The sequence below is a fragment of the Pseudomonas sp. Z3-6 genome, from assembly GCF_051131985.1.
GTDB classification, from domain to species: Bacteria; Pseudomonadota; Gammaproteobacteria; order Pseudomonadales; family Pseudomonadaceae; genus Aquipseudomonas; species Aquipseudomonas zanjanensis.
The window spans coordinates 2,010,391-2,029,733 of record NZ_CP071644.1 but is presented as its reverse complement, the minus strand read 5'-3'; the positions used below and the strand labels follow the sequence as shown (position 1 = coordinate 2,029,733).

The 19,343-nt window shown below is 61.1% G+C and carries 20 protein-coding genes; 5 read left to right on the top strand and 15 right to left on the bottom strand.

Annotated elements, in window-relative coordinates; genetic code table 11:
- Window positions 1–41 precede the first annotated feature (41 nt).
- The 7 genes from J3P88_RS09245 to J3P88_RS09215 all read right to left on the bottom strand — a co-directional run bounded on the left by J3P88_RS09245 (window position 42) and on the right by J3P88_RS09215 (window position 6,004).
- Window positions 42–518 (bottom strand): translation initiation factor 2, encoded by a 477-nt coding sequence (locus J3P88_RS09245; protein WP_434574798.1) that lies wholly within the window; start codon window positions 516–518, stop codon window positions 42–44.
- An 85-nt stretch (window positions 519–603) separates the two neighbouring features.
- Window positions 604–2,046 carry a PLP-dependent aminotransferase family protein gene (locus tag J3P88_RS09240; RefSeq protein ID WP_014339472.1) on the bottom strand — a complete coding sequence of 481 codons (1,443 nt, stop codon included), beginning with the start codon at window positions 2,044–2,046 and terminating at the stop codon, window positions 604–606.
- A gap of 200 nt (window positions 2,047–2,246) precedes the next feature.
- A complete protein-coding gene (locus J3P88_RS09235) occupies window positions 2,247–3,056 on the bottom strand; it encodes an OmpA family protein (protein WP_186707220.1) in 810 nt (269 codons plus the stop codon).
- Window positions 3,053–3,412: a DUF4398 domain-containing protein gene (locus J3P88_RS09230; protein WP_186707219.1), complete on the bottom strand. Its 360-nt coding sequence runs from the start codon at window positions 3,410–3,412 to the stop codon at window positions 3,053–3,055. The genes J3P88_RS09235 and J3P88_RS09230 overlap by 4 nt, the downstream gene beginning before the upstream one ends.
- Before the next feature lie 9 nt (window positions 3,413–3,421).
- On the bottom strand, window positions 3,422–4,246 hold the full coding sequence (locus tag J3P88_RS09225; RefSeq protein WP_434574796.1) for a substrate-binding periplasmic protein: 825 nt from the start codon (window positions 4,244–4,246) through the stop codon (window positions 3,422–3,424).
- 76 nt (window positions 4,247–4,322) lie between these two features.
- The gene (locus J3P88_RS09220; protein ID WP_053123770.1) at window positions 4,323–5,252 is read right to left on the bottom strand and encodes an electron transfer flavoprotein subunit alpha/FixB family protein; all 930 of its coding nucleotides are present in this window, start codon (window positions 5,250–5,252) and stop codon (window positions 4,323–4,325) included.
- 2 nt (window positions 5,253–5,254) lie between these two features.
- On the bottom strand, window positions 5,255–6,004 hold the full coding sequence (locus tag J3P88_RS09215; protein ID WP_003179445.1) for an electron transfer flavoprotein subunit beta/FixA family protein: 750 nt from the start codon (window positions 6,002–6,004) through the stop codon (window positions 5,255–5,257).
- A gap of 544 nt (window positions 6,005–6,548) precedes the next feature.
- Between J3P88_RS09215 and J3P88_RS09210 the strand changes: the two genes are divergently transcribed.
- The gene (locus J3P88_RS09210; RefSeq protein WP_434574793.1) at window positions 6,549–8,213 is read left to right on the top strand and encodes an electron transfer flavoprotein-ubiquinone oxidoreductase; all 1,665 of its coding nucleotides are present in this window, start codon (window positions 6,549–6,551) and stop codon (window positions 8,211–8,213) included.
- Between the two features lie 183 nt (window positions 8,214–8,396).
- Here J3P88_RS09210 and J3P88_RS09205 read toward each other — a convergent pair whose 3' ends face one another.
- On the bottom strand, window positions 8,397–9,287 hold the full coding sequence (locus tag J3P88_RS09205; RefSeq protein WP_186730202.1) for an AraC family transcriptional regulator: 891 nt from the start codon (window positions 9,285–9,287) through the stop codon (window positions 8,397–8,399).
- Between the two features lie 180 nt (window positions 9,288–9,467).
- Here J3P88_RS09205 and J3P88_RS09200 point away from each other — a divergent pair, with 180 nt between their 5' ends.
- The gene (locus tag J3P88_RS09200; protein WP_434574791.1) at window positions 9,468–10,520 is read left to right on the top strand and encodes an NAD(P)-dependent alcohol dehydrogenase; all 1,053 of its coding nucleotides are present in this window, start codon (window positions 9,468–9,470) and stop codon (window positions 10,518–10,520) included.
- 6 nt (window positions 10,521–10,526) lie between these two features.
- Here the strand turns inward: J3P88_RS09200 and J3P88_RS09195 are convergent, their stop codons facing one another.
- The 5 genes from J3P88_RS09195 to J3P88_RS09175 all read right to left on the bottom strand — a co-directional run bounded on the left by J3P88_RS09195 (window position 10,527) and on the right by J3P88_RS09175 (window position 15,709).
- Complete coding sequence (locus J3P88_RS09195; RefSeq protein ID WP_013693986.1) at window positions 10,527–11,330, bottom strand: IclR family transcriptional regulator; 804 nt, start codon at window positions 11,328–11,330, stop codon at window positions 10,527–10,529.
- Between the two features lie 59 nt (window positions 11,331–11,389).
- Complete coding sequence (locus tag J3P88_RS09190) at window positions 11,390–12,700, bottom strand: MFS transporter (RefSeq protein WP_186707214.1); 1,311 nt, start codon at window positions 12,698–12,700, stop codon at window positions 11,390–11,392.
- Between the two features lie 190 nt (window positions 12,701–12,890).
- Window positions 12,891–14,039 carry a galactonate dehydratase gene (gene dgoD, locus J3P88_RS09185; RefSeq protein WP_186707213.1) on the bottom strand — a complete coding sequence of 383 codons (1,149 nt, stop codon included), beginning with the start codon at window positions 14,037–14,039 and terminating at the stop codon, window positions 12,891–12,893.
- A gap of 49 nt (window positions 14,040–14,088) precedes the next feature.
- Window positions 14,089–14,709, bottom strand: a complete 621-nt coding sequence (locus J3P88_RS09180) for a 2-dehydro-3-deoxy-6-phosphogalactonate aldolase (protein ID WP_434574788.1) — start codon at window positions 14,707–14,709, stop codon at window positions 14,089–14,091.
- A 19-nt stretch (window positions 14,710–14,728) separates the two neighbouring features.
- Window positions 14,729–15,709 carry a 2-dehydro-3-deoxygalactonokinase gene (locus J3P88_RS09175; protein WP_434574786.1) on the bottom strand — a complete coding sequence of 327 codons (981 nt, stop codon included), beginning with the start codon at window positions 15,707–15,709 and terminating at the stop codon, window positions 14,729–14,731.
- A 189-nt stretch (window positions 15,710–15,898) separates the two neighbouring features.
- Here J3P88_RS09175 and J3P88_RS09170 point away from each other — a divergent pair, with 189 nt between their 5' ends.
- Window positions 15,899–16,531, top strand: a complete 633-nt coding sequence (locus tag J3P88_RS09170) for a glutathione S-transferase family protein (RefSeq protein WP_434574785.1) — start codon at window positions 15,899–15,901, stop codon at window positions 16,529–16,531.
- 3 nt (window positions 16,532–16,534) lie between these two features.
- Here J3P88_RS09170 and J3P88_RS09165 read toward each other — a convergent pair whose 3' ends face one another.
- Window positions 16,535–17,017 (bottom strand): GNAT family N-acetyltransferase, encoded by a 483-nt coding sequence (locus J3P88_RS09165; protein ID WP_014339485.1) that lies wholly within the window; start codon window positions 17,015–17,017, stop codon window positions 16,535–16,537.
- A 191-nt stretch (window positions 17,018–17,208) separates the two neighbouring features.
- On the opposite strand from J3P88_RS09165, the gene J3P88_RS09160 reads away from it, so the two are divergent.
- A complete protein-coding gene (locus J3P88_RS09160) occupies window positions 17,209–17,556 on the top strand; it encodes a hypothetical protein (protein ID WP_207964821.1) in 348 nt (115 codons plus the stop codon).
- Window positions 17,557–17,588: 32 nt separating this feature from the next.
- Complete coding sequence (locus tag J3P88_RS09155; RefSeq protein WP_186707208.1) at window positions 17,589–17,969, top strand: Rho termination factor N-terminal domain-containing protein; 381 nt, start codon at window positions 17,589–17,591, stop codon at window positions 17,967–17,969.
- Between the two features lie 401 nt (window positions 17,970–18,370).
- On the opposite strand, the gene araH is transcribed toward J3P88_RS09155, so the two are convergent.
- A complete protein-coding gene (gene araH, locus J3P88_RS09150; protein WP_025214842.1) occupies window positions 18,371–19,339 on the bottom strand; it encodes an L-arabinose ABC transporter permease AraH in 969 nt (322 codons plus the stop codon).
- Window positions 19,340–19,343 lie beyond the last annotated feature (4 nt).

Genomic DNA, 19,343 nt, shown 5'->3' with positions numbered 1-19,343 from the left:
TGACCGAACGGTCAGTGACGAGCGGCACGCCTGTGAGAGGCCTACTGCTTGAATTCAAACTCCAGTGCCGCACCTTCCACCTCATTGCGCTCCTGATTGCGCAATGGCAGTTGCATTTCGTTGCTCAGCAACCGGCCGTTGAGCTGGAACGGTCCGGGCTTATCTCCAAACATTGACGGCAAGAGCGGTTCACGCTTGGGCGGCTGCACCTTACCCGGTGGCTGCAGTTCCTCGACCATGTCACGGGGCAGGCTCAAGTCCAGCTTGGCCGGCGGCAATGGGGTCTTGGCGACTTCATGGGCGGATTTGCTCTTGGAAGCGACGGGCGCGCGCTTTTTCTTCGCCGCAGTCACCTTTTTAGGGGAAGGCTTCTTGGCCGCTGCGGTTTTTTTCGGCGCGTTCTTCGTGGCACTGTCGGCCGGTTTTTCCTGCGTTGGAGCCGCCACGGCAACGCCTCCCATTTGGAAGGCACTCAACAGGCCGATCAAAACCCAGGCAACAGGAACAATGGCTTTCATAGACACAACGGCACTGACGGCAGAGATCCCCATGCTCGCCTGATAATCAGGCGCTGACAAGCACATCAAGCTAAGCCGCTGATTTCTATAGGAACCCGTTGGCCGTCTCTTGGCACAATTGTGTCGCCAACAATCCCAGCGTCATCAGGGCCCGCTCTGCCTCGCGGTTCCAGGGTGTGCCGCAGTTCAAGCGAATGCAGTGGTTGAACTGCTCGGTGTTGCTGAAGATAAGCCCTGGCGCGATGCTGATGCCTTGTTGCAACGCCCGCACATGCAATTCCTGGGTATTGACCCGCCCCGGTAGACTGACCCACAGGATGAACCCGCCAGTGGGGCGGCTCATTTGCGTGCCTTCGGGGAAATACTGTTGCACCGCCAGTTGGAAAGCGCTGAGGTTCTTGCGGTACTCCTGGCGGATATAGCGCAAATGTCGGTCATAGCCGCCGTTTTCCAGGTACGCGGCGATGCCCATTTGCGTGACGCTGCATGCCGAGTGCGTGCTGAAGGTCTGGAGCCGCTGTATTTCCTGCTGGAATTTCCCCGCGATCATCCAGCCGATGCGCACGCCCGGTGACAATGTCTTGGAAAAACTCGAACAGTAGATGACCCGATCCAGTCGGTCGTAGGCCTTGAGGGCCTTGGTGCGCCCCTGCTCGAACATCAGCTCGCCATAGATATCGTCCTCGACGATCTGGATATCGAAGTCCGACGCCAGGCGCAGCAACTGCTTTTGCCGCTCTTCGGGCATGGTGCCGCCGAGGGGATTGCTCAGGCGCGTGGTCAGCACCAACGCCTTGATCGACCACTGGTTGGCCGCCAACTGCAAGGCCTCCAGGCTCATCCCGGTAACCGGGTCGCTGGGAATCTCGATGACCTTCAGGCCCAACAGATCCGCCAGTTGCAGCAAACCGTAGTAGGTCGGCGACTCGGCAGCGATCAAGTCCCCCGGCCGCGTCAGCACCCGCAAGGACATCTGTAGCGCATCGACGCAACCGTGGGTGATCACCACTTCGGAAGGGTCCACCACGACACCGGCATCGCGCATGCGAATCGCCACTTGGCGCCGCAACGGCTCGAAGCCTGGGCTGAACATGTAGCTGAACGCCCTCGGGCTGTGGAAGCGCGTGACCTTGGCCAATTGCTGATGCAAGGCCCGAACCGGCAGATAGTCGACGCTCGGCACCGCCGCGCCCAGGGGGAATACCCCTTCGCGGCGCGACTCGACCAATACCTGCTGGATGATGCTGCTGCGCGTCACCAGCCCCGGACGCTCAACCCGGGCAATGTCCGGCGTCGGTGCGGTCAGGGCCGGCGTCTGGTGAACGTAGTAGCCCGATTGCGGCCGTGCGCGAATCAACCCCTGGTCTTCAAGGTTCGCATAGGCCTGCAGCACCGTGGCGTGGCTGACGTTGAGCTGCGAGCTCATCTTGCGCACCGAAGGCACGCGTTCACCAGGCTGATACACACCGCGTCGGATGTCTTCAGCCAGCTGTTGAGCAATACGTTGATAGAGCAGGAGGTTGGTCATGACGCAGCACTCGATTTCACGGGCATTTTATTCTTGTCGGAAACGATACCGGAACAGTTTAGAAGTGTACTGGGACAGTTGCCAGATTACTCGACAGTACAGTGGAGTGACAGCTCTAACTGTACTCATCCTGCATCGATTGCAGGGCCAAAAAAACCCGGCGCCTTTTACAGGGGCCGGGTTTTCCAGTGACGCAGCCCTTAGCGGGCGGCGCCGAGCTGGCCTTTTTCGTCGGAGAACACAATTTCCACGCGACGGTTCTGTGCCCGGCCACGCTCGGAAGCGTTGACGTCCACCGGATACTCATCACCGTAGCCTTCGACCTGGATGCGTTTTTCATCAATCCCCAAGTCCACCAGCACATCCGCCACCGACTGTGCGCGGTCGCGGGACAGCTTGAGGTTTTCCTGCTTGCCGCCGGTGCTGTCGGTGTACCCCTCGATACGCACCACGCGCTTGGGGTTGAGCTGCAAGAACTGCACGATCTTGAGCACGACCCGGTTGGCCGAGTTTTTCAGTTCCGCTTCGCCGGTGTCGAACAGCACGTCACCCAAGGTCATCACCAAGCCGCGATCGGTCTGGGTGGTCGCCATCGCCATGATCTGTTCTTCGAGCCATTTGCCCTGCTGCTGCACGCTCAACAATTTGGACTCACGCAAGGCCAACTGCAGGCGCTGGCGCTCCAGCTCGAGCTTCGCCGCGCGCTCTTCGTTGAGCACCTGGTTGCTGTGCTCCCGGGCGATCGCACTGTAGCGCTGGCTCAGGTAGGCGTAATGCTGCACATCCTGACCGCTGCCCCAGTAGCTGGACAGGCGATCGGCACGGGCCAGGGACTCGCCAGCGCGGATCACATCCCGGGGCGCGGCACGCAATACGTTGGCGTCTTCCTTGACCTTCTGGAAATCGGTGCTGGCCTGTTCGAGCGCCGCTTCGCTGCGCTGGCCGGCACAGCCATACAAGCTGGCAAGGCTGGCGAGGACCAGGCCGCCCAATACGTGGGAGTGCTTCATTGGGCATCCTCCCTCAATTGTTTGCGCAAGCGCTTGATGCGGGTGTCGAGCACGTTCAGTTGCTCCTGGCTCTTGAGGGTCAGCACCTTCGCTTCGGCCAGTCGGGCGTCGAGCTCAGCCTGTTCGGCCCGCATGCGCGCCTTCTTGTAGGATTCGTCTGCCATATTGGATTTGGCGCGGGCGAATTTCTCTTCAGCCAGTTTCAATTCGGGCACTTCGTCGACAGTGGCGCCAACGGCCCGGGCTTGCTTCAATGCCTGTTCGGTCAGGCGGATCTGTTCATTCGGCGCCGGATCGGCTGCGCAGCCCGCCAGAGCCAGAACGGCCAGGGCAGCGAAAAGAGGTCGAATAGTCACTAATGTTCCCTACTGTTTGGGGGCACTGACAGGTGGCTGCAACTGTGTGTTCCAACGCTCGAGATTGCGCTGCAACACAGCCTCTGTCAGACCGGACGCGGCCAATTCTGTCATCTTTTGCGCCAGCTGTCCGCGTAACCATGGGTCATTGCAGGCGGAGTTATGGGAAACCGCGAGGAACAGCCCGGGCTTGTCCACCGGTTGCGATACGGCTTGCAGGTCGCTGGCCATCCCCAGTGTCTGCGCCATCGCCAGGCCCGAATAGCGCCCTGCCAGGACATATTCCACCTCTCCCAGCAGCAATTTCTGAAAGGCCTGGGTCAGGTTGGGCGTGCGCACCAGGGATAATTTCTGCTCGGCAAAGACGCCAAATCCTTGGGTCATGCGAGACTTTTCCGACAAGGCGCCGGAGTGACCGTGAAGATCTTCGGGCTGGTTGATGACCAGGCTCGAGTCCTTGCGTGTCCAGACCAGGTAATCGTTTTCCAGCAAGGGCGGATGAACGTAATCCAGCGCGTCAAGCCCGGTGGGGGTCAGCGGAGCGTCGGTGAGCAGGTCCATGCGCCCACTGCGCACTTCGTCCAACGCCTGGGCGCGCTTGCCGGCATACAGCAGTTCGATCTTGATCCCCAGCTCCGCCGCGACGTGCGCCAGCAGATCGGCACCGGCACCGATCAGGTGCTTGGGGTCTTGAGGGTCTTGCCAGAGGTAAGGCGGTGCGTCCGGGCTGCCGGTGGCGATCAGTCGTTCACATTTGCCGGCGGCGAAAGACAGGCCCGGCACGAACGCCAACGCCCACAGCAACCACCAGCCGGTCAAGCGACGCAGATCCATGGCGATAAGCTCCTCTGATGCGGAAAATAAAAAGCCCGGCCAAAGGGCCGGGCTCTTTATAAGTGAAGACGCCGGATTAGACCAGCTTCTCCAGCTCAGGGATGGCTTCGAACAAGTCCGCTACCAAGCCGTAGTCAGCCACCTGGAAGATCGGCGCTTCTTCATCCTTGTTGATCGCAACGATCACCTTGGAATCTTTCATGCCGGCCAGGTGCTGGATCGCGCCAGAGATACCGACGGCGATGTACAGCTGTGGCGCAACGATCTTGCCGGTCTGGCCGACCTGCATGTCGTTCGGCACGAAACCGGCGTCGACCGCGGCGCGGGAAGCACCGACGGCGGCGCCCAGCTTGTCGGCCAGGGCGTAGAGGTGCTTGAAGTTGTCACCGTTCTGCATGCCGCGACCGCCGGAAACGACGATCTTGGCAGCGGTCAGTTCAGGACGGTCGGACTTGGCCAGTTCTTCGTTGACGAAGCTGGAGATGCCGGCGTCGTGAGCAGCGCCTACGGCTTCAACGGCAGCCGAGCCACCTTCGGCGGCAACCGGGTCGAAACCGGTGGCACGGACGGTGATGACCTTGATCGCAGCGGTCGATTGCACGGTGGCAATGGCGTTGCCGGCGTAGATCGGACGCTTGAAGGTGTCAGCGCTTTCTACCGAGATGATCTCGGAGATCTGGTCGACGTCCAGTGCGGCAGCAACGCGCGGCAGGATGTTTTTGCCGTTCGAGGTGGCGGCAGCCAGGATGTGGCTGTAGCCCTTGCCTAGCTCGGCAACCAATGGCGCAACGTTTTCCGGCAACTGGTGAGCGTAGGCGGCGTTGTCGGCCGACAGCACCTTTGCCACGCCAGCGATTTTCGCAGCGGCTTCGGCAACGGCGCTTGCGCCCTGCCCGGCCACCAGAACGTGCACGTCACCACCGATTTTGGCAGCGGCAGCAACGGTGTTCAACGTGGCCGGAGCCAACGCTTTGTTATCGTGTTCGGCGATTACCAAGATAGTCATAGTCAGATTACCTTCGCTTCGTTTTTCAGTTTCTCGACCAGTTCAGCCACCGACTTGACCTTGATGCCCGCGCTGCGTGCAGCCGGCGCTTCGACTTTGACGGTCTTGTTGGTGGAGGCGGTGGAAACACCCAAAGCATCCGGAGTCAGCACTTCAAGCGGCTTCTTCTTGGCTTTCATGATGTTTGGCAACGACGCATAACGCGGCTCGTTCAGACGCAGGTCGGTGGTGACGATGGCCGGCAGTTTCAGGGAAACGGTCTGCGCGCCGCCGTCGATCTCGCGGGTCACGGCAACGCTGTCGCCGGACACTTCGACTTTCGAAGCGAAGGTGCCCTGACCGTAGCCGCTCAATGCCGCGAGCATCTGGCCGGTCTGGTTGTTGTCGCTGTCGATGGCCTGTTTGCCGAGGATCACCAGCGATGGCTGTTCCTTGTCGACAACGGCCTTGAGCAGCTTGGCCACGGCCAGGGAAGTCAGGTCTTCGGCGGATTCGACGAGGATGGCGCGATCGGCACCCAGGGCCAGCGCGGTGCGCAGTTGTTCCTGGGCGGTGGTCGGGCCGATGGAGACGACGACGATTTCCGTTGCCACGCCTTTCTCTTTCAGGCGGACGGCTTCTTCCACGGCGATTTCGCAGAAGGGGTTCATCGACATCTTGACGTTGGCGAGGTCGACGCCGGAGTTGTCCGCCTTGACGCGAACCTTGACGTTATAGTCGACCACTCGTTTGACAGCTACAAGAACCTTCATGGATTCCTCGTTACTCTCCGGTGAAAAAAAGTCGCCTAGGCGAACCTGGCGGTTGATGCTCATGGGCGCAAGGGCACCTCTAAAAACGCCGGCATGAACCACACATGACCCAGCTCACGGGAGTGAAGACCATTCGTCAGTGATGACCGAGGAGTCATTCATTATCGCGGCGTGTAAACTGCGCCTCGGAACCGCGCAATACGTCACTTTGTGCTGCCTTCGCCCTGTCTTTAGAGGTGCTCTTGGAACCAACAGTCAGCCTACGGCGAGCGCAAAACCGCCCGTATCTTGACCGGAACGCCTATTCCGGTCAATACGGCAAAATGGTCAGTCATAAGCCGTACGTCAGTGATTTATCTGGGCTGCGGCAATTTCAAACAAACGTTTGTATTGGACCCTGAGAGTGGTGTAGATATAATGCGCCGCTTAAGAGAGACCCGCGTTTCATCCATTGCCGCTTTCGTCGCTTTTCGCGAAGGAAACAACGGATGCAACGCCAAACCTCCAATTAGAAAAACTGTGAGCCTTGAGTAGGAGATAGCCTGTGGAACGCGAATACATGGAATTCGACGTGGTCATCGTCGGTGCCGGCCCCGCTGGCCTGTCTGCCGCTTGCCGACTGAAACAGAAGGCCGCCGAAGCCGGTAAGGAAATCAGCGTCTGCGTGGTCGAAAAAGGTTCCGAAGTCGGCGCGCACATCCTCTCCGGCGCGGTGTTCGAGCCCCGCGCCTTGAATGAGCTGTTCCCGGACTGGAAAGAACTCGGCGCACCGTTGAACACGCCTGTCGTACGCGATGACATTTATGTCCTGAGAAACGCCGAGGCCGCGAGCAAAATCCCTGACTTCTTTGTGCCCAAGACCATGCACAACGAAGGCAACTATATTATTTCCCTGGGCAACCTGTGCCGCTGGCTGGCCCAGCAAGCCGAGAACCTGGGCGTGGAAATCTACCCGGGCTTCGCCGCCCAGGAAGCGCTGTTCGACGAAAACGGCGTGGTTCGCGGCATCATCACCGGCGACTTGGGTGTCGACCGCGAAGGCAATCCAAAGGAAGGCCTCTACACCCCCGGCATGGAATTGCGTGGCAAATACACGCTATTCGCCGAAGGCTGCCGTGGTCACATCGGCAAGCAACTGATCAAGCGCTTCAACCTGGACAGCGAGGCCGACGCCCAGCACTACGGCATTGGCTTGAAGGAAATCTGGGAAATCGACCCGGCCAAGCATCAACCCGGCCTAGTGGTGCACACTGCTGGCTGGCCGCTAGACATCATGGGCACCGAGAACACCGGCGGATCATTCCTCTATCACCTGGAAAACAACCAGGTAGTTGTCGGCCTGATTATCGACCTGTCCTACAGCAACACCTTCCTGTCGCCGTTCGACGAGTTCCAGCGCCTCAAGCACCACCCGGTGCTCAAGCAGTACCTGGAAGGCGGCAAGCGCGTCAGCTACGGCGCCCGCGCCATCTGCAAGGGCGGCCTGAACTCGCTGCCAAAAATGGTCTTCAAGGGCGGTGCGCTGATCGGTTGCGACCTCGGCACCCTGAACTTCGCCAAGATCAAGGGCAGCCACACCGCCATGAAATCCGGCATGCTCGCCGCCGAGGCCGTGGCTGATCGCCTGTTCGCCGAGTCCGAAGGCGGTGATGAACTGACCGCCTACGTCGACAGCTTCAAGAACAGCTGGCTGTACGAAGAACTGTTCGCCAGCCGCAACTTCGGTGCGGCGATCCACAAATACGGCGCAATCATCGGTGGCGGCTTCAACTGGCTCGACCAGAACATCTTCGGCGGCAAGATTCCGTTCACCCTGCATGACAACAAGCCCGACTACGCGTGCCTGAAACTGGCGGCCGATTGCAAGAAGATCGACTACCCGAAACCAGACGGCAAGATCAGCTTCGACAAACTCAGCTCGGTGTTCATCTCCGGTACCAACCACGAAGAAGAACAACCCTGCCACCTGAAGCTGACCGACCCGAGCATCCCGATCAGCAAGAACCTGCCGCTGTACGACGAACCGGCCCAGCGCTACTGCCCGGCAGGCGTGTACGAAGTGGTGACCAACGAAGACGGCGAGAAGCGCTTCCAGATCAACGCCCAGAACTGCGTCCACTGCAAGACCTGCGACATCAAGGATCCTGCGCAGAACATCACCTGGGTATCGCCGGAAGGCGCTGGCGGGCCGACTTACCCGAACATGTAAGCCGACACGCCGAACATCGAGGCTCCCGCAATGGGGGCCTTTTTGTTGCCCCCGATTCAAGCAACACAACAGTCGAAATGTGGGAGCGGGCTTGCTCGCGAAAGCGGTGTGTCAGTCAACAAAAATACTGGCAGATACGCCGCTTTCGCGAGCAAGCCCGCTCCCACAGGGATCCTGAGTGGATCAGGCCGCGCGCTCTTCCCCGGGATTGCGCTCGAAGTAGCGCTTGTATTCGCGACTGAATTGCGACGGGCTCTGATACCCCACCTGGTGCGCGACATGGGCCACACTCATGCCCTCGCACATCAGCAGGCGCTGGGCCTTGAGCAGGCGCAACCGCTTGAGATACTGCACCGGCGACAGCAAGGTGCTGCGCTTGAAATGCTCATGGAAGGTCGAAGCGCTCATGTTCGCGCAACTGGCCAAGGTCTCGACGTTCAGTGGTTCGGTGAAATGCGCATGCAGATGGCTCAGGGCCGCGGCAATCCGGGCGAACTGGCCTTGCTGCTCCACCAGCGCCCGCAGCACATCAGCCTGGGGACCGCGCAACGCGACGAACAGCAACTCCCGCAACCGCGCCTGGCCCATGACCTGGCATTCCAGCGGATCGTGCAGGCAGCGCAACAAGCGCTCGACACACCCACGCATGGCGTCATCGAGCACAGCGCAGGTCATGGATTCCGGTGTCTGGGGCGGTAGATTCCGACCTGGCATCAACCCCATGGAAAGCACCAACTCCCCCAACATCGCCCGGTCGATCGCAACGGAAACGCCATACAGCGGAGCATTGGGCATGGCGTAGGTTTCGCATTCGAACGGCACCGGCAAGGCCTGGATCAGATAATGCCCGGCGCCATATTCCATTGTGCGTGGCCCCAGGTAGGCCAGTTTGCTGCCTTGGGCGATGATCACCAGGCTCGGTTCGTAGAGCTGCGGGCCACGAGCGACATCCTGGCTGGCACGCAGCGCGTGCACGCCAGGCAGTCTCGTTGGGACGAAACCGTCGCGGGTCGCCAAGGGTTCTATCAGTGAAACCAGCGTGGCATTGGCGTCGAGATGGCGGGTCAACAACATGGGCAAAAACTTCACGAAAAATGGGATGAAACCATCATCGCAGGTCTGGCGTCACATGGAATCAAATCCTGGCCAATGCCGGAGGATTAGGCATGACAGGCGGAGGAATCGCCATCGCCGCCTACCGCCATGACTCCCAGAATGGATTCCCTCACCGTTCACTGCTTAGCGAGGTCCATCATGTACACAGCCATCGGCTATGCCGCCCAATCAGCCACCACTCCCCTCGCCCCCATGAAGTTCGAGCGTCGCAGCCCGCGAGCCGACGATGTGGCGATCGATATTCTCTACTGCGGGGTCTGCCACTCCGACATCCACCAGGCCCGCAATGAATGGGGCATTGCCGTCTACCCGCTGATGCCCGGCCACGAAATCATCGGAAAAGTCACCGCCGTCGGTGCGAATGTTACCGCTCACAAAGTCGGCGACTTGGTCGGTGTGGGCTGTATGGTCGACTCCTGCCGCGAGTGCGAAGCGTGCCGGGCGGACTTGGAGCAATACTGCTTCGAAGGCATGACCCAGACCTACGCCAGCCCGGACCGCGTCAGTGGTGGCCACACCATGGGCGGTTATTCCGACAGCATCGTGGTCAGCGAGCACTTTGTGCTGCGCATCCCGCAAACACTCGACCCGGCCAGCGCCGCGCCGCTGCTGTGCGCCGGCATCACCACCTATTCGCCCCTCAAACACTACGGCGTGAAGGCTGGCGACAAGGTCGGCGTGCTGGGCATGGGCGGCCTGGGCCACATGGGCATCAAGTTCGCCAAGGCCATGGGCGCAGAAGTGACGTTGTTCACCCGCTCGGCGAGCAAGGCTGAAGAAGCCCGTCGTCAGGGCGCGGACCATGTGATCGTGTCAACCGACGCCGAACAGATGGCGGCTGCCGCCGGACGCTTCAATTTCCTGCTGGACACCATTCCGGTGCAGCACGACCTCAACCCCTACCTCGACACGCTGCATTTCGACGGTGTACACATCATCGTGGGCCTGGTCGAGCCGGTCGACCCACCGGTACACGCGGCAAAACTGATCATGGGTCGCCGAGTGCTGGCCGGCTCGCTGATCGGCGGTATCGCAGAAACCCAGGAAATGCTGGATTTCTGCGCCGAGCACGACATCAGTTGCGACATTGAAATGCTCGACATCCGCCAGATCAACGAGGCCTACAGCCGCATGATCGCCGGGGACGTGAAGTACCGCTTCGTCATCGACATGGCGACGCTCAAGGCCTGACGCTCGTCAGACCTTGGCGCCCAGCTCTGCCGACAGCCGGGCTGTGACCCCTTTGACCAGGGGAATCAGCTCGGCCATCTTTTCCAGCGGCATGTACGGCACGGTGCTGGCGATGCTGATACCAGCGACGATGCGCTTGCCCGCGTCTCGAATCGGCGCCGCCACACAGCGAATCGACGGCTCGTTGTCTTCCAGGTCGAAGGCATAGCCCCCCGCCACGTATTCCACCATCCGTTGCTGGAACTGTTCCCAGGATTGCTCCTGATGCTGGGGCCAGAACTGATTTTTCCCTCCCGCCGGCAGGCTGATTTCGTACAGCCGCTTCCATTGTTCCTGCGAATCATCGAGCATCAGCGCCTTGCCGATCCCGGTGCGCGCCAACGGCATGCGATGGCCTACGCGCGAGCGCATTTCCGGGCCGTTGCGCCCCGGATTCTTCAGCAGGTACAAGACTTCGTCGCCCTCGCGAATCGCCAGGTGAACGGTGTCCCCGGTCAGCGCCGACAGCTCGTCCAGGTACGGCCCCGCCAGGCTCACCAGGGGCAGCTCTTCCCGGGCCTGGAAACCCAGCTCGATCAACTTCGGCCCCAGCAGGTAACCCACTTGCGGCACCACGCGCAGGTAACGTTCGTCCACCAGGCAACTGGCCAGGCGATGGGTGGTGCTGCGGGTGGTGCCGATCAGCCGGGCGATTTCCTTCAAGTCGCGGGCGCCACTGGCGACCGCCTGGACCACGCCCAGGCCACGCAGCAATGTCTGCGTGCCGGTAGGCGCGGCGTCCTTGGTGATTTTTGGATCGTCTTGCTGCATAGCCGACCTTCAACAGTGAGCGGGGAACGGGCGGCATTATGGTCGCCCGCCCCGTCGGACTACAACTCGATGCGCTCGACCTTCCCGACCAGCAGGATGTAGGACAGCGCGCCAGCCAATGCCAGGACAGCGATATAGGTAATGGCCGGGGCAAACGAATCGCCGCTGGCGAGGAAGCCAATGACAATCGGCGTGGCGATGGCCGCCAGGTTACCGATGAAGTTGAACACCCCGCCGGTCAACCCGAGCAATCGCGCCGGTGCCAAGGTGGAAACCAGCGACCACGTGATCGACGCCAGGCCATTGCCGAAGAACGCCAGGGCCAGGAAGGCGATCACCAGCGGCGTCGATTCGACATAGTTGGCACCTATGATCGCCGTGGAAATCAAAAGCCCACCAATGATCGGCAGTTTGCGGGCAAAGCCCACCGTGGCGCCGCGGCGAATCAGCCAGTCGGAGAAGAACCCGGAGCACAGCACGCCGACAAACGCCGCGAGGAACGGCAACGACGCCAGCAAGCCAGACTTGATGAAGTCCATGCCGCGATATTTCACCAGGTAGGTCGGAAACCACGTCAGGAAAAACCACAGCGTGGAGTTGAGGCAGAACTGCCCCAGGTAAATGCCCCACAACTTGCGTTGGGTCAGGACGATGCCCAGGTCGGCCCAGCTGAACTTGGCCTTGACCTTGGCAGTCTCGGCCTGGATGTCCACCAGCCCGCCGCCTTCGCGGATCAGCTCGATTTCGGCGGCGTTGGCGCCTTTGAAATCCCGCGGCTCGCGATACACCGCGTACCAGATCACTGCCCAGAGAATGCCCACCGCGCCTGTGGCGACAAACACCATGTGCCAACCGAAGGTGTGTTGCAGCCAGGCCAATACCGGGGTCAGGAAAGCCAGCCCGACGAATTGCCCAGACGTGTAGAAACCGATGGCCGTGGCCCGCTCACGCTCGGGAAACCAGGTCGTTACCACGCGGCTGTTGATTGGATAGGCCGGCGCTTCCAGGGCACCGACCGCCATGCGCAGCACGAACAACGCGATGAAGCTGGAGACGAACCCCAGCATCACCGTCGCCACCGACCACAGCAGCAACGCCACGCTGTAGAGGATGCGCGGCGGCACCCGGTCCACCAGCCAGCCGCCGGGAATCTGCATCGCGGCGTAGGTCCAGCCGAACGCGGAGAAAATAAGTCCGACATGAATCGGGTCGATGCCCAGGTCACTGGTTAGCGCGGGGGCGGCAATCGAGAGGTTACTGCGGTCCAGGTAGTTGATCACCACGGTGATGAACAGCAGGACCATGATGAAAAAACGCTTGCGGCTAGGCGTCACCAACGACGCCTGCGCGCTCAGGGTGTGCGCTTGCATGTGAGGTGCCTCTTTTTATGTTTATTGAGGAATTCGGGAGCGTTGGGATAATCCCCCTGCATAAGGAGGTTGAGGGTGGGAGCGGGCTTGCTCGCGAAGGCACTGTGTCAGTTAGCGGATGTATCGCAGACACACCGCTTTCGCGAGCAAGCCCGCTCCCACAAGGGAACCGAGTTGCCTCAGTACTCACTCACCATTCGGCAAAACTGCCATCGGCATGGCGCCAGATCGGGTTGCGCCAGCGGTGGCCGATGGCTGCGCGTTCGATGACGTATTCCTCGTTGATCTCGATGCCCAGGCCCGGGCCATTCGGGATCTTCACGAAGCCCTTGTCGTAGTCGAACACCTGCGGATCCTTGATGTAATCCAGCAGGTCGTTGCTCTCGTTGTAGTGGATGCCCAGGCTCTGCTCCTGGATGAACGCGTTGTAGCAGACCGCGTCCAGTTGCAGGCACGCTGCCAGGGCGATGGGACCCAGCGGGCAGTGCAGCGCCAGCGCCACGTCGTAGGCCTCGGCCATGTTGGCGATCTTGCGGGTTTCGGTGATGCCGCCGGCGTGGGACGCATCCGGCTGGATGATGTCCACGTAGCCTTCGCTGAGTACGCGCTTGAAGTCCCAGCGCGAGAACAACCGTTCGCCGAGGGCAATCGGGGTGCTGGTCAGCGGCGCCAGCTCCTTGAGGGCTTCGTAGTTTTCGCTGAGCACCGGCTCTTCGATGAACATCAGTTTGTAAGGATCGAGTTCCTTCATCAGCACCTTGGCCATCGGCTTGTGCACGCGGCCGTGGAAGTCCACGCCAATGCCGACGTTCGGCCCGACCGCATCGCGCACCGCCGCCACGTTGGCCAGGGCCAGGTCGACTTTTTCGAAGGTGTCGAGAAACTGCAACTCTTCGGTGCCATTCATTTTCACCGCGGTGAAGCCCCGCCCTACAGCCTCCTTCGCCGCGCGGGCGGTGTCCGCTGGCCGGTCGCCGCCGATCCACGAATACACACGGATCTTGTCCCGCACCTGGCCGCCCAGCAAATCGCTGACCGACACGCCCAGGGCCTTGCCCTTGATGTCCCACAACGCCTGGTCGATGCCGGCCAGGGCGCTCATGTGGATGGCGCCGCCGCGGTAGAAGCCGCCGCGATAGAGCACGGTCCAGATGTCTTCGATGTTGCGTGGGTCTTTGCCGATCAGGTAGTCGGACAATTCCTCGACAGCCGCCGCCACCGTGTGGGCACGGCCTTCGACCACGGGCTCGCCCCAACCGGTCACGCCCTCGTCGGTTTCGACTTTGAGGAAGCACCAGCGCGGCGGAACGATAAACGTGGTCAGCTTGGTAATTTTCATCTTGTTGTCTCTCTTGTCAGATGCAGCGCGCGGGGCGCTGGAAAAATCTTCAGTTCAAGGCATTCCATGCGGCCACGTAGGCCTTGGCGCGTACCGCCACTTCATCCGCTGTCAGGCCCGGCTTGAACAGCCCGGAACCGAGGCCGAAACCCTTGACGCCGGCTTCGACGAACACCGCCATGTTGTCCGGCGTAATCCCGCCCACCGGCACCAGCACGGTCCCGGCCGGCAACACCGCGAGCCAGGCCTTGACCACCGCCGGGCCCATTTGCTCGGCGGGAAACATCTTCAGTACATGAGCGCCTTCGGCCAACGCGGCAAAGGCTTCGGTGGGCGTGGCGACGCCGGGCGACAGGTACAAGCCCGCCGCTTTCGCCGCACGCAGCACCTTCGGGTCACTGTGGGGCATGACGATCACTTGGCCGCCGGCGGCTTTCACCTGCCCGACCTGTTCCGGCGTGAGCACGGTGCCGGCACCGATCAGGCAATCGGCAGGCAAGGTACTGCGCAGGATGCGGATACTTTCGTACGGTTCGGGGGAATTGAGCGGCACTTCGATGACACGAAATCCGGCGTTGTACAGGACCTCGCCGATGGCCGCCGCCTCCTCGGGACGCAGGCCACGCAGGATCGCGATCAACCCGTTGTGCGCCAGTGCTTGTGTGAGCATGTCAGACCTCCAGTCAGGTTCAGGGGGCGGTGGAATCGAGCAACCCGGCCGCCACGGCCAGTTGCCACAAACCGCGTTCGGTGGCCTGTTCGGCCAGGACCACCCGGGCGAAGCCGCAGGCGTCGAGGGCCCGTTGATAACGGACACAGAGTTGGGAGTTGCCGATCAGCACCACCGTCGGCAGGTGCAGGCTGTCGCGGCGACGGCGCTGCACCTCGGCCAGCGCCGCCAGCTCATGGCCGATCAACAGGCCCGAGAGGTAATCCGCCTGGGCACTGGCCGCCAGCTCGCCGGTCAAGCCCAGGCTGCGGGCGCTGAACACGGTGGACAACGGGCCGATCTGACCGTCCACCGACAGCGCCACCTGCACGCCACGGTCAAACGCCACGCCATCGAAGGTCGTCCCCCGTTGCTGGGTGCGGCCGAGAATGCTGTGGTCACTGAGCACGGCGAAGATCTCGCCAGTCATGAAGGTATCGAAATGCACAATGCAGCCATCGGCCACTTCCACCCATTTCGAATGACTGCCAGGCAGGCCGATCAGCACCGCTTCATCCGGCAGGCTGTGCAAGGCACCGAGCACTTGGGTTTCTTCGCCGCGCATGACATTGGGCAAACGTGAACGCTGGATCACGCCGGGCACGATGTGCACATCGACGCCGCGTAGGCTGCGAACGGTTTGTAGGGAATGTCCGAGATTGGCGACGTTGGCGGGTGTGTCGCAGTAAGGCGCTTCGCGCCAGCCCTGAGCACTGCCCACCATGCCGCAGGCAATCACAGGCAAGCCCGGTTGAGCATCGAGCCAGTCGCCGCAGGCCTCGTCGAAGGCCAGCTCGAAACCGTCGATGCAGACCCGGCCGGCCACGGTTCGTGGCCCGGAGGGCAACTGCATGATCCCCGACGACAGCGAACGCTGCTCGAGCACCTCGCCACCGGCTGCGAGTTTGTAAGCCCGTAATGAGGTGGTCCCCCAATCGAGCGCGATCAATTGCGCCTGCATCCGCTTCACCTGTTTTGTTTTTTGGCAGTGAGTGAAACGGACTATAAACCTGGGGACGATAAAATCTCAATATATAAATATCACTCCCATATATTGGGATTTTGATAAGCCAACCGCAAAGCCAATCGCCATCCGTCCAAGACCCTGCTAGTTTTCTGGTCGGACGCTAAACAACTCAGGGAAAAAGTGATGGGACAATTGCTGAAAATCCTCGGCCGCACTTCCTCGATCAACGTCAGAAAAGTGCTGTGGACCTGCCAGGAACTGGACATCGCCTACGAGCGCGAAGACTGGGGCATCGGCTTTGCCTCGACCCATGACCCGGCGTTCCTGGCCATGAATCCGAATGCCCAGGTGCCGGTGATCATTGATGAGAACGGTGTGCTCTGGGAGTCGAACACTATTTGTCGCTACCTGGTGGGCAAGCATGGGCGCGGCGATCTGCTGCCCGTCGAACCTGCCGCACGGGCACGCATCGAGCAGTGGATGGACTGGCAGGCCACGGAACTCAATCCTTCCTGGGGCGATGCGTTTTACGGACTGGTGCGCAAACACCCGGATTTCCAGGACCCACAGCTTATCGCCGCGGGCGTCAAAGGCTGGAACGAGAAGATGGGTTTGCTGGAACAGCAGTTGAACCGCACCGGCGCCTACGTGGCCGGTACGGCGTTTTCCCTTGCGGACGTACTTATCGGTCTGTCCGCACACCGCTGGCGCCAGACACCAATGGAACGCCCGGACTATCCAGCGGTGGCCGCCTATTGCAAGCGGCTCGAACAACGCCCCGGATTCGCCGAATACGCGTCCAACGCATACTCATGAGCATCAATTGCCGTTAGCGAAATCCCGTAGCACCTTGCCGTCCATTCGGTAGCGCACCCACTCTTCCTGGGGTTGCGCGCCGAGGGATTTGTAGAACTCGATGGCCGGCGTGTTCCAGTCCAGCACGCTCCATTCGAAGCGGCCGCAATCGTTGTCGCAGGCGATCTTCGCCAGGTGGCGCAACAGCGTCTTCCCCGCCCCGCCACCGCGCTGCTCCGGCGTGATGTACAGGTCTTCAAGGTACAGGCAGTTGCTGCCCAGCCAGGTGGAATAGCTGAAGAAAAACACCGCGAAACCGATCGGCACGCCGTCACGCAGGCAGATCAGCCCGTGGGCGGTTGCGCCTTCGCTGAAGAGGCTGCGCTCGATGTCGGCCACACTGGCGATGACTTCGTGGCGGGCTTTTTCGTAATCGGCCAACTCGGTGATGAAGGCAAGGATTTGAGGCGCATCGCTGGGTTGCGCAGGACGGATCTCGATCGACATGAACAGGCCTTGTAGCCAATTGAAAGCGCCATACTAAGCCGCTGCGCGGCGCTCGTCACATACCGATCCAACTATTTGATCGCGGGCGCACGGCTCTTCCCAAAACTGCCATTCGTCGCGCCCAAGGCACCAACGCCAAGCCGCCAAGGCCCAAGATCAGGTAAGCATTCTGAAAAATGGAGGCGACACCCATGATCACTTCAAGGCTGACCGCATTCACCTTCGCCGCGCTGTTGTCCTCGGTGGCCTTCGCGGCCTCTACCGACGGCACTGGGCCAACCGACCCGGTGCAAGCGCCAAACTCCCCTGCCACGCAAGGCCTCCCCAAGTTGAACACCGACGGCACCGGTGGCGGTAGCCTGAACAATGGCCAGCCACCGGCCACCGGCACCGATCCACGCGTGCAGGGCAATGACACCGGGCGCCAGGGTGGCATGAATACGCCGGACTCCACCGCACCAGATAACGCCGAGACCGGAGTGGGCTCGAAAACCACGACCGGTGGCTCGGGTTCCGAAGGTGGCGCCGCCAGCCAGTAGCCTTTGCCCGGACATTTGAGGAGGAACATCCCATGCCTCGTGGAAGCAAAGACAAATACACCGACAAGCAAAAACGCAAGGCCGAGCACATCGAAGAAAGTTATGAGCAAAAAGGTGTGTCGGAGGGCGAGGCCGAAGCTCGGGCCTGGGCGACGGTGAACAAGCAGTCCGGTGGCGGCGAACGCTCCGGTGGCTCAGGCAAGGAAAAACCGGCGGCGGCCAAGAAAACCGACCGCAAGGAATCAGCCCGCCGCGCCGCCAAGACTCGCGAAGGTCACCCACGCACCAGCAAAGCCTCCCATGGGGCCCAGACGGTGGATAGCTTGATGAAGGAAGCCCGGGCGAAAAACATTCCCGGACGTTCGAAGATGCGCAAGCAGGAACTGGTCGAAGCGTTGCGCAAGGCCGGGTGATAGTTGGCGTCAGGGATACCCGTTTCGCGAGCAGGCTCGCTCCCACACTGGTTCTGCACTGCGCCGAAGTTCTGAGCCTGGCACAAGAACCTGCTCGCGAAAGCGTTGGGTCAGCTAAGGTAGTGTTGAATGTGCCGACGCCTTCGCGAGCAAGCCCGCTCCCACATGGGGTCTGTGCTGTGCCGAGGCCCTGAGCCTGACACTAAAAACCTGTGGGAGCGGGCTTGCTCGCGAAAGCGGTGGGTCAGCTAAGGAAGTGTTGGATGTGTCGACGCCTTCGCGAGCAGGCTCGCTCCCACATTGAATCTTCGGTATGCCTGAGCTTTGCGCCTAGCACAAAACCCTGTGGGAGCGAGCTTGCTCGCGATGGCGGCAGATCAGTCGCCAGTAATCCCTACTGCCTAGCGCTGCTTCAACCGGTCAATCACCACCGCCAGCAACAGGATCGAGCCGCGGATGACGTATTGGTAGAAGGTGTCGATGTTCTTCAGGTTCATCGCGTTTTCAATGATCGCCAAAATCAGCACGCCGGCGATGACGTGGCGAATCATGCCGATGCCGCCGCTCAACGACACCCCGCCCAGCACGCAGGCCGAGATCACGGTCAACTCGAAGCCCTGGCCGATCATCGGCTGGCCCGAGGTCATGCGCGACGCCAGGATGACCCCGGCCAGCGCGCCGATCAGGCCATGCACGGCAAAGATAATGATCTTGGTGCGATCAACGTTCACCCCCGCCAGCAACGCCGCTTCCTGGTTGCCACCGATGGCCATGGTGTTGCGCCCGTAAGTGGTGTAGTTCAGCAGCCAGCCGAAAAACAGGAAGCAGACGATGGTGATCAGGATCGGCACCGGCACGCCGAACAGTTGGCCATTGCCGAACACGAAGAACGATTCCTGGGACACACCCACCGCCTTGCCGTTGGCAAAGATGTAGGCCAGGCCGCGGACGATCTGCATCGTCGCCAGGGTAGTGATCAAGGCGTTGACCCGCAGCTTGGCGATGACGATGCCGTTGATCAGGCCGACGATCAGCCCCATCGCCAGCGCCGCGCTGACGCCGAGGAACACGCTGTTGGTGTCGCGCATCACCACCGCCGCGACGACGCCGGCACAGGCAATCACCGAACCGACCGACAAGTCGAAGTGCCCGGACGCCAGGCAATACAACATGGTGCAGGCCGCGATACCGGTGGTGGAGATCGCCAGGCCCAGGCCGCGCATGTTCAGCGGCGACAGGAAGTTGTCGATCATCAGGGTGCAAAGCACGAAAATCCCGATGGCGGCCAACAGCATGACCCAGTCGTCGAGGAAACGGCGCAGGTCCAGGGGTTTGCGTGCCGTTGGCAGTGCATTGTTTTGAATGGTCATGATT

Bases quoted from the DNA above. Each gene is read 5' to 3' on its own strand.
- J3P88_RS09175 (WP_434574786.1), bottom strand. From the start codon at position 15,709: ATGCAGGCGCAATTGATCGCGCTCGATTGGGGGACCACCTCATTACGG.
- J3P88_RS09220 (WP_053123770.1), bottom strand. From the start codon at position 5,252: ATGACTATCTTGGTAATCGCCGAACACGATAACAAAGCGTTGGCTCCG.
- J3P88_RS09170 (WP_434574785.1), top strand. From the start codon at position 15,899: ATGGGACAATTGCTGAAAATCCTCGGCCGCACTTCCTCGATCAACGTC.
- J3P88_RS09200 (WP_434574791.1), top strand. From the start codon at position 9,468: ATGTACACAGCCATCGGCTATGCCGCCCAATCAGCCACCACTCCCCTC.
- J3P88_RS09180 (WP_434574788.1), bottom strand. From the start codon at position 14,709: ATGCTCACACAAGCACTGGCGCACAACGGGTTGATCGCGATCCTGCGT.
- J3P88_RS09165 (WP_014339485.1), bottom strand. From the start codon at position 17,017: ATGTCGATCGAGATCCGTCCTGCGCAACCCAGCGATGCGCCTCAAATC.
- J3P88_RS09195 (WP_013693986.1), bottom strand. From the start codon at position 11,330: ATGCAGCAAGACGATCCAAAAATCACCAAGGACGCCGCGCCTACCGGC.
- J3P88_RS09240 (WP_014339472.1), bottom strand. From the start codon at position 2,046: ATGACCAACCTCCTGCTCTATCAACGTATTGCTCAACAGCTGGCTGAA.
- J3P88_RS09235 (WP_186707220.1), bottom strand. From the start codon at position 3,056: ATGAAGCACTCCCACGTATTGGGCGGCCTGGTCCTCGCCAGCCTTGCC.
- J3P88_RS09205 (WP_186730202.1), bottom strand. From the start codon at position 9,287: ATGTTGTTGACCCGCCATCTCGACGCCAATGCCACGCTGGTTTCACTG.
- J3P88_RS09155 (WP_186707208.1), top strand. From the start codon at position 17,589: ATGCCTCGTGGAAGCAAAGACAAATACACCGACAAGCAAAAACGCAAG.
- J3P88_RS09190 (WP_186707214.1), bottom strand. From the start codon at position 12,700: ATGCAAGCGCACACCCTGAGCGCGCAGGCGTCGTTGGTGACGCCTAGC.
- araH (WP_025214842.1), bottom strand. From the start codon at position 19,339: ATGACCATTCAAAACAATGCACTGCCAACGGCACGCAAACCCCTGGAC.
- dgoD (WP_186707213.1), bottom strand. From the start codon at position 14,039: ATGAAAATTACCAAGCTGACCACGTTTATCGTTCCGCCGCGCTGGTGC.
- J3P88_RS09245 (WP_434574798.1), bottom strand. From the start codon at position 518: ATGAAAGCCATTGTTCCTGTTGCCTGGGTTTTGATCGGCCTGTTGAGT.
- J3P88_RS09160 (WP_207964821.1), top strand. From the start codon at position 17,209: ATGATCACTTCAAGGCTGACCGCATTCACCTTCGCCGCGCTGTTGTCC.
- J3P88_RS09215 (WP_003179445.1), bottom strand. From the start codon at position 6,004: ATGAAGGTTCTTGTAGCTGTCAAACGAGTGGTCGACTATAACGTCAAG.
- J3P88_RS09225 (WP_434574796.1), bottom strand. From the start codon at position 4,246: ATGGATCTGCGTCGCTTGACCGGCTGGTGGTTGCTGTGGGCGTTGGCG.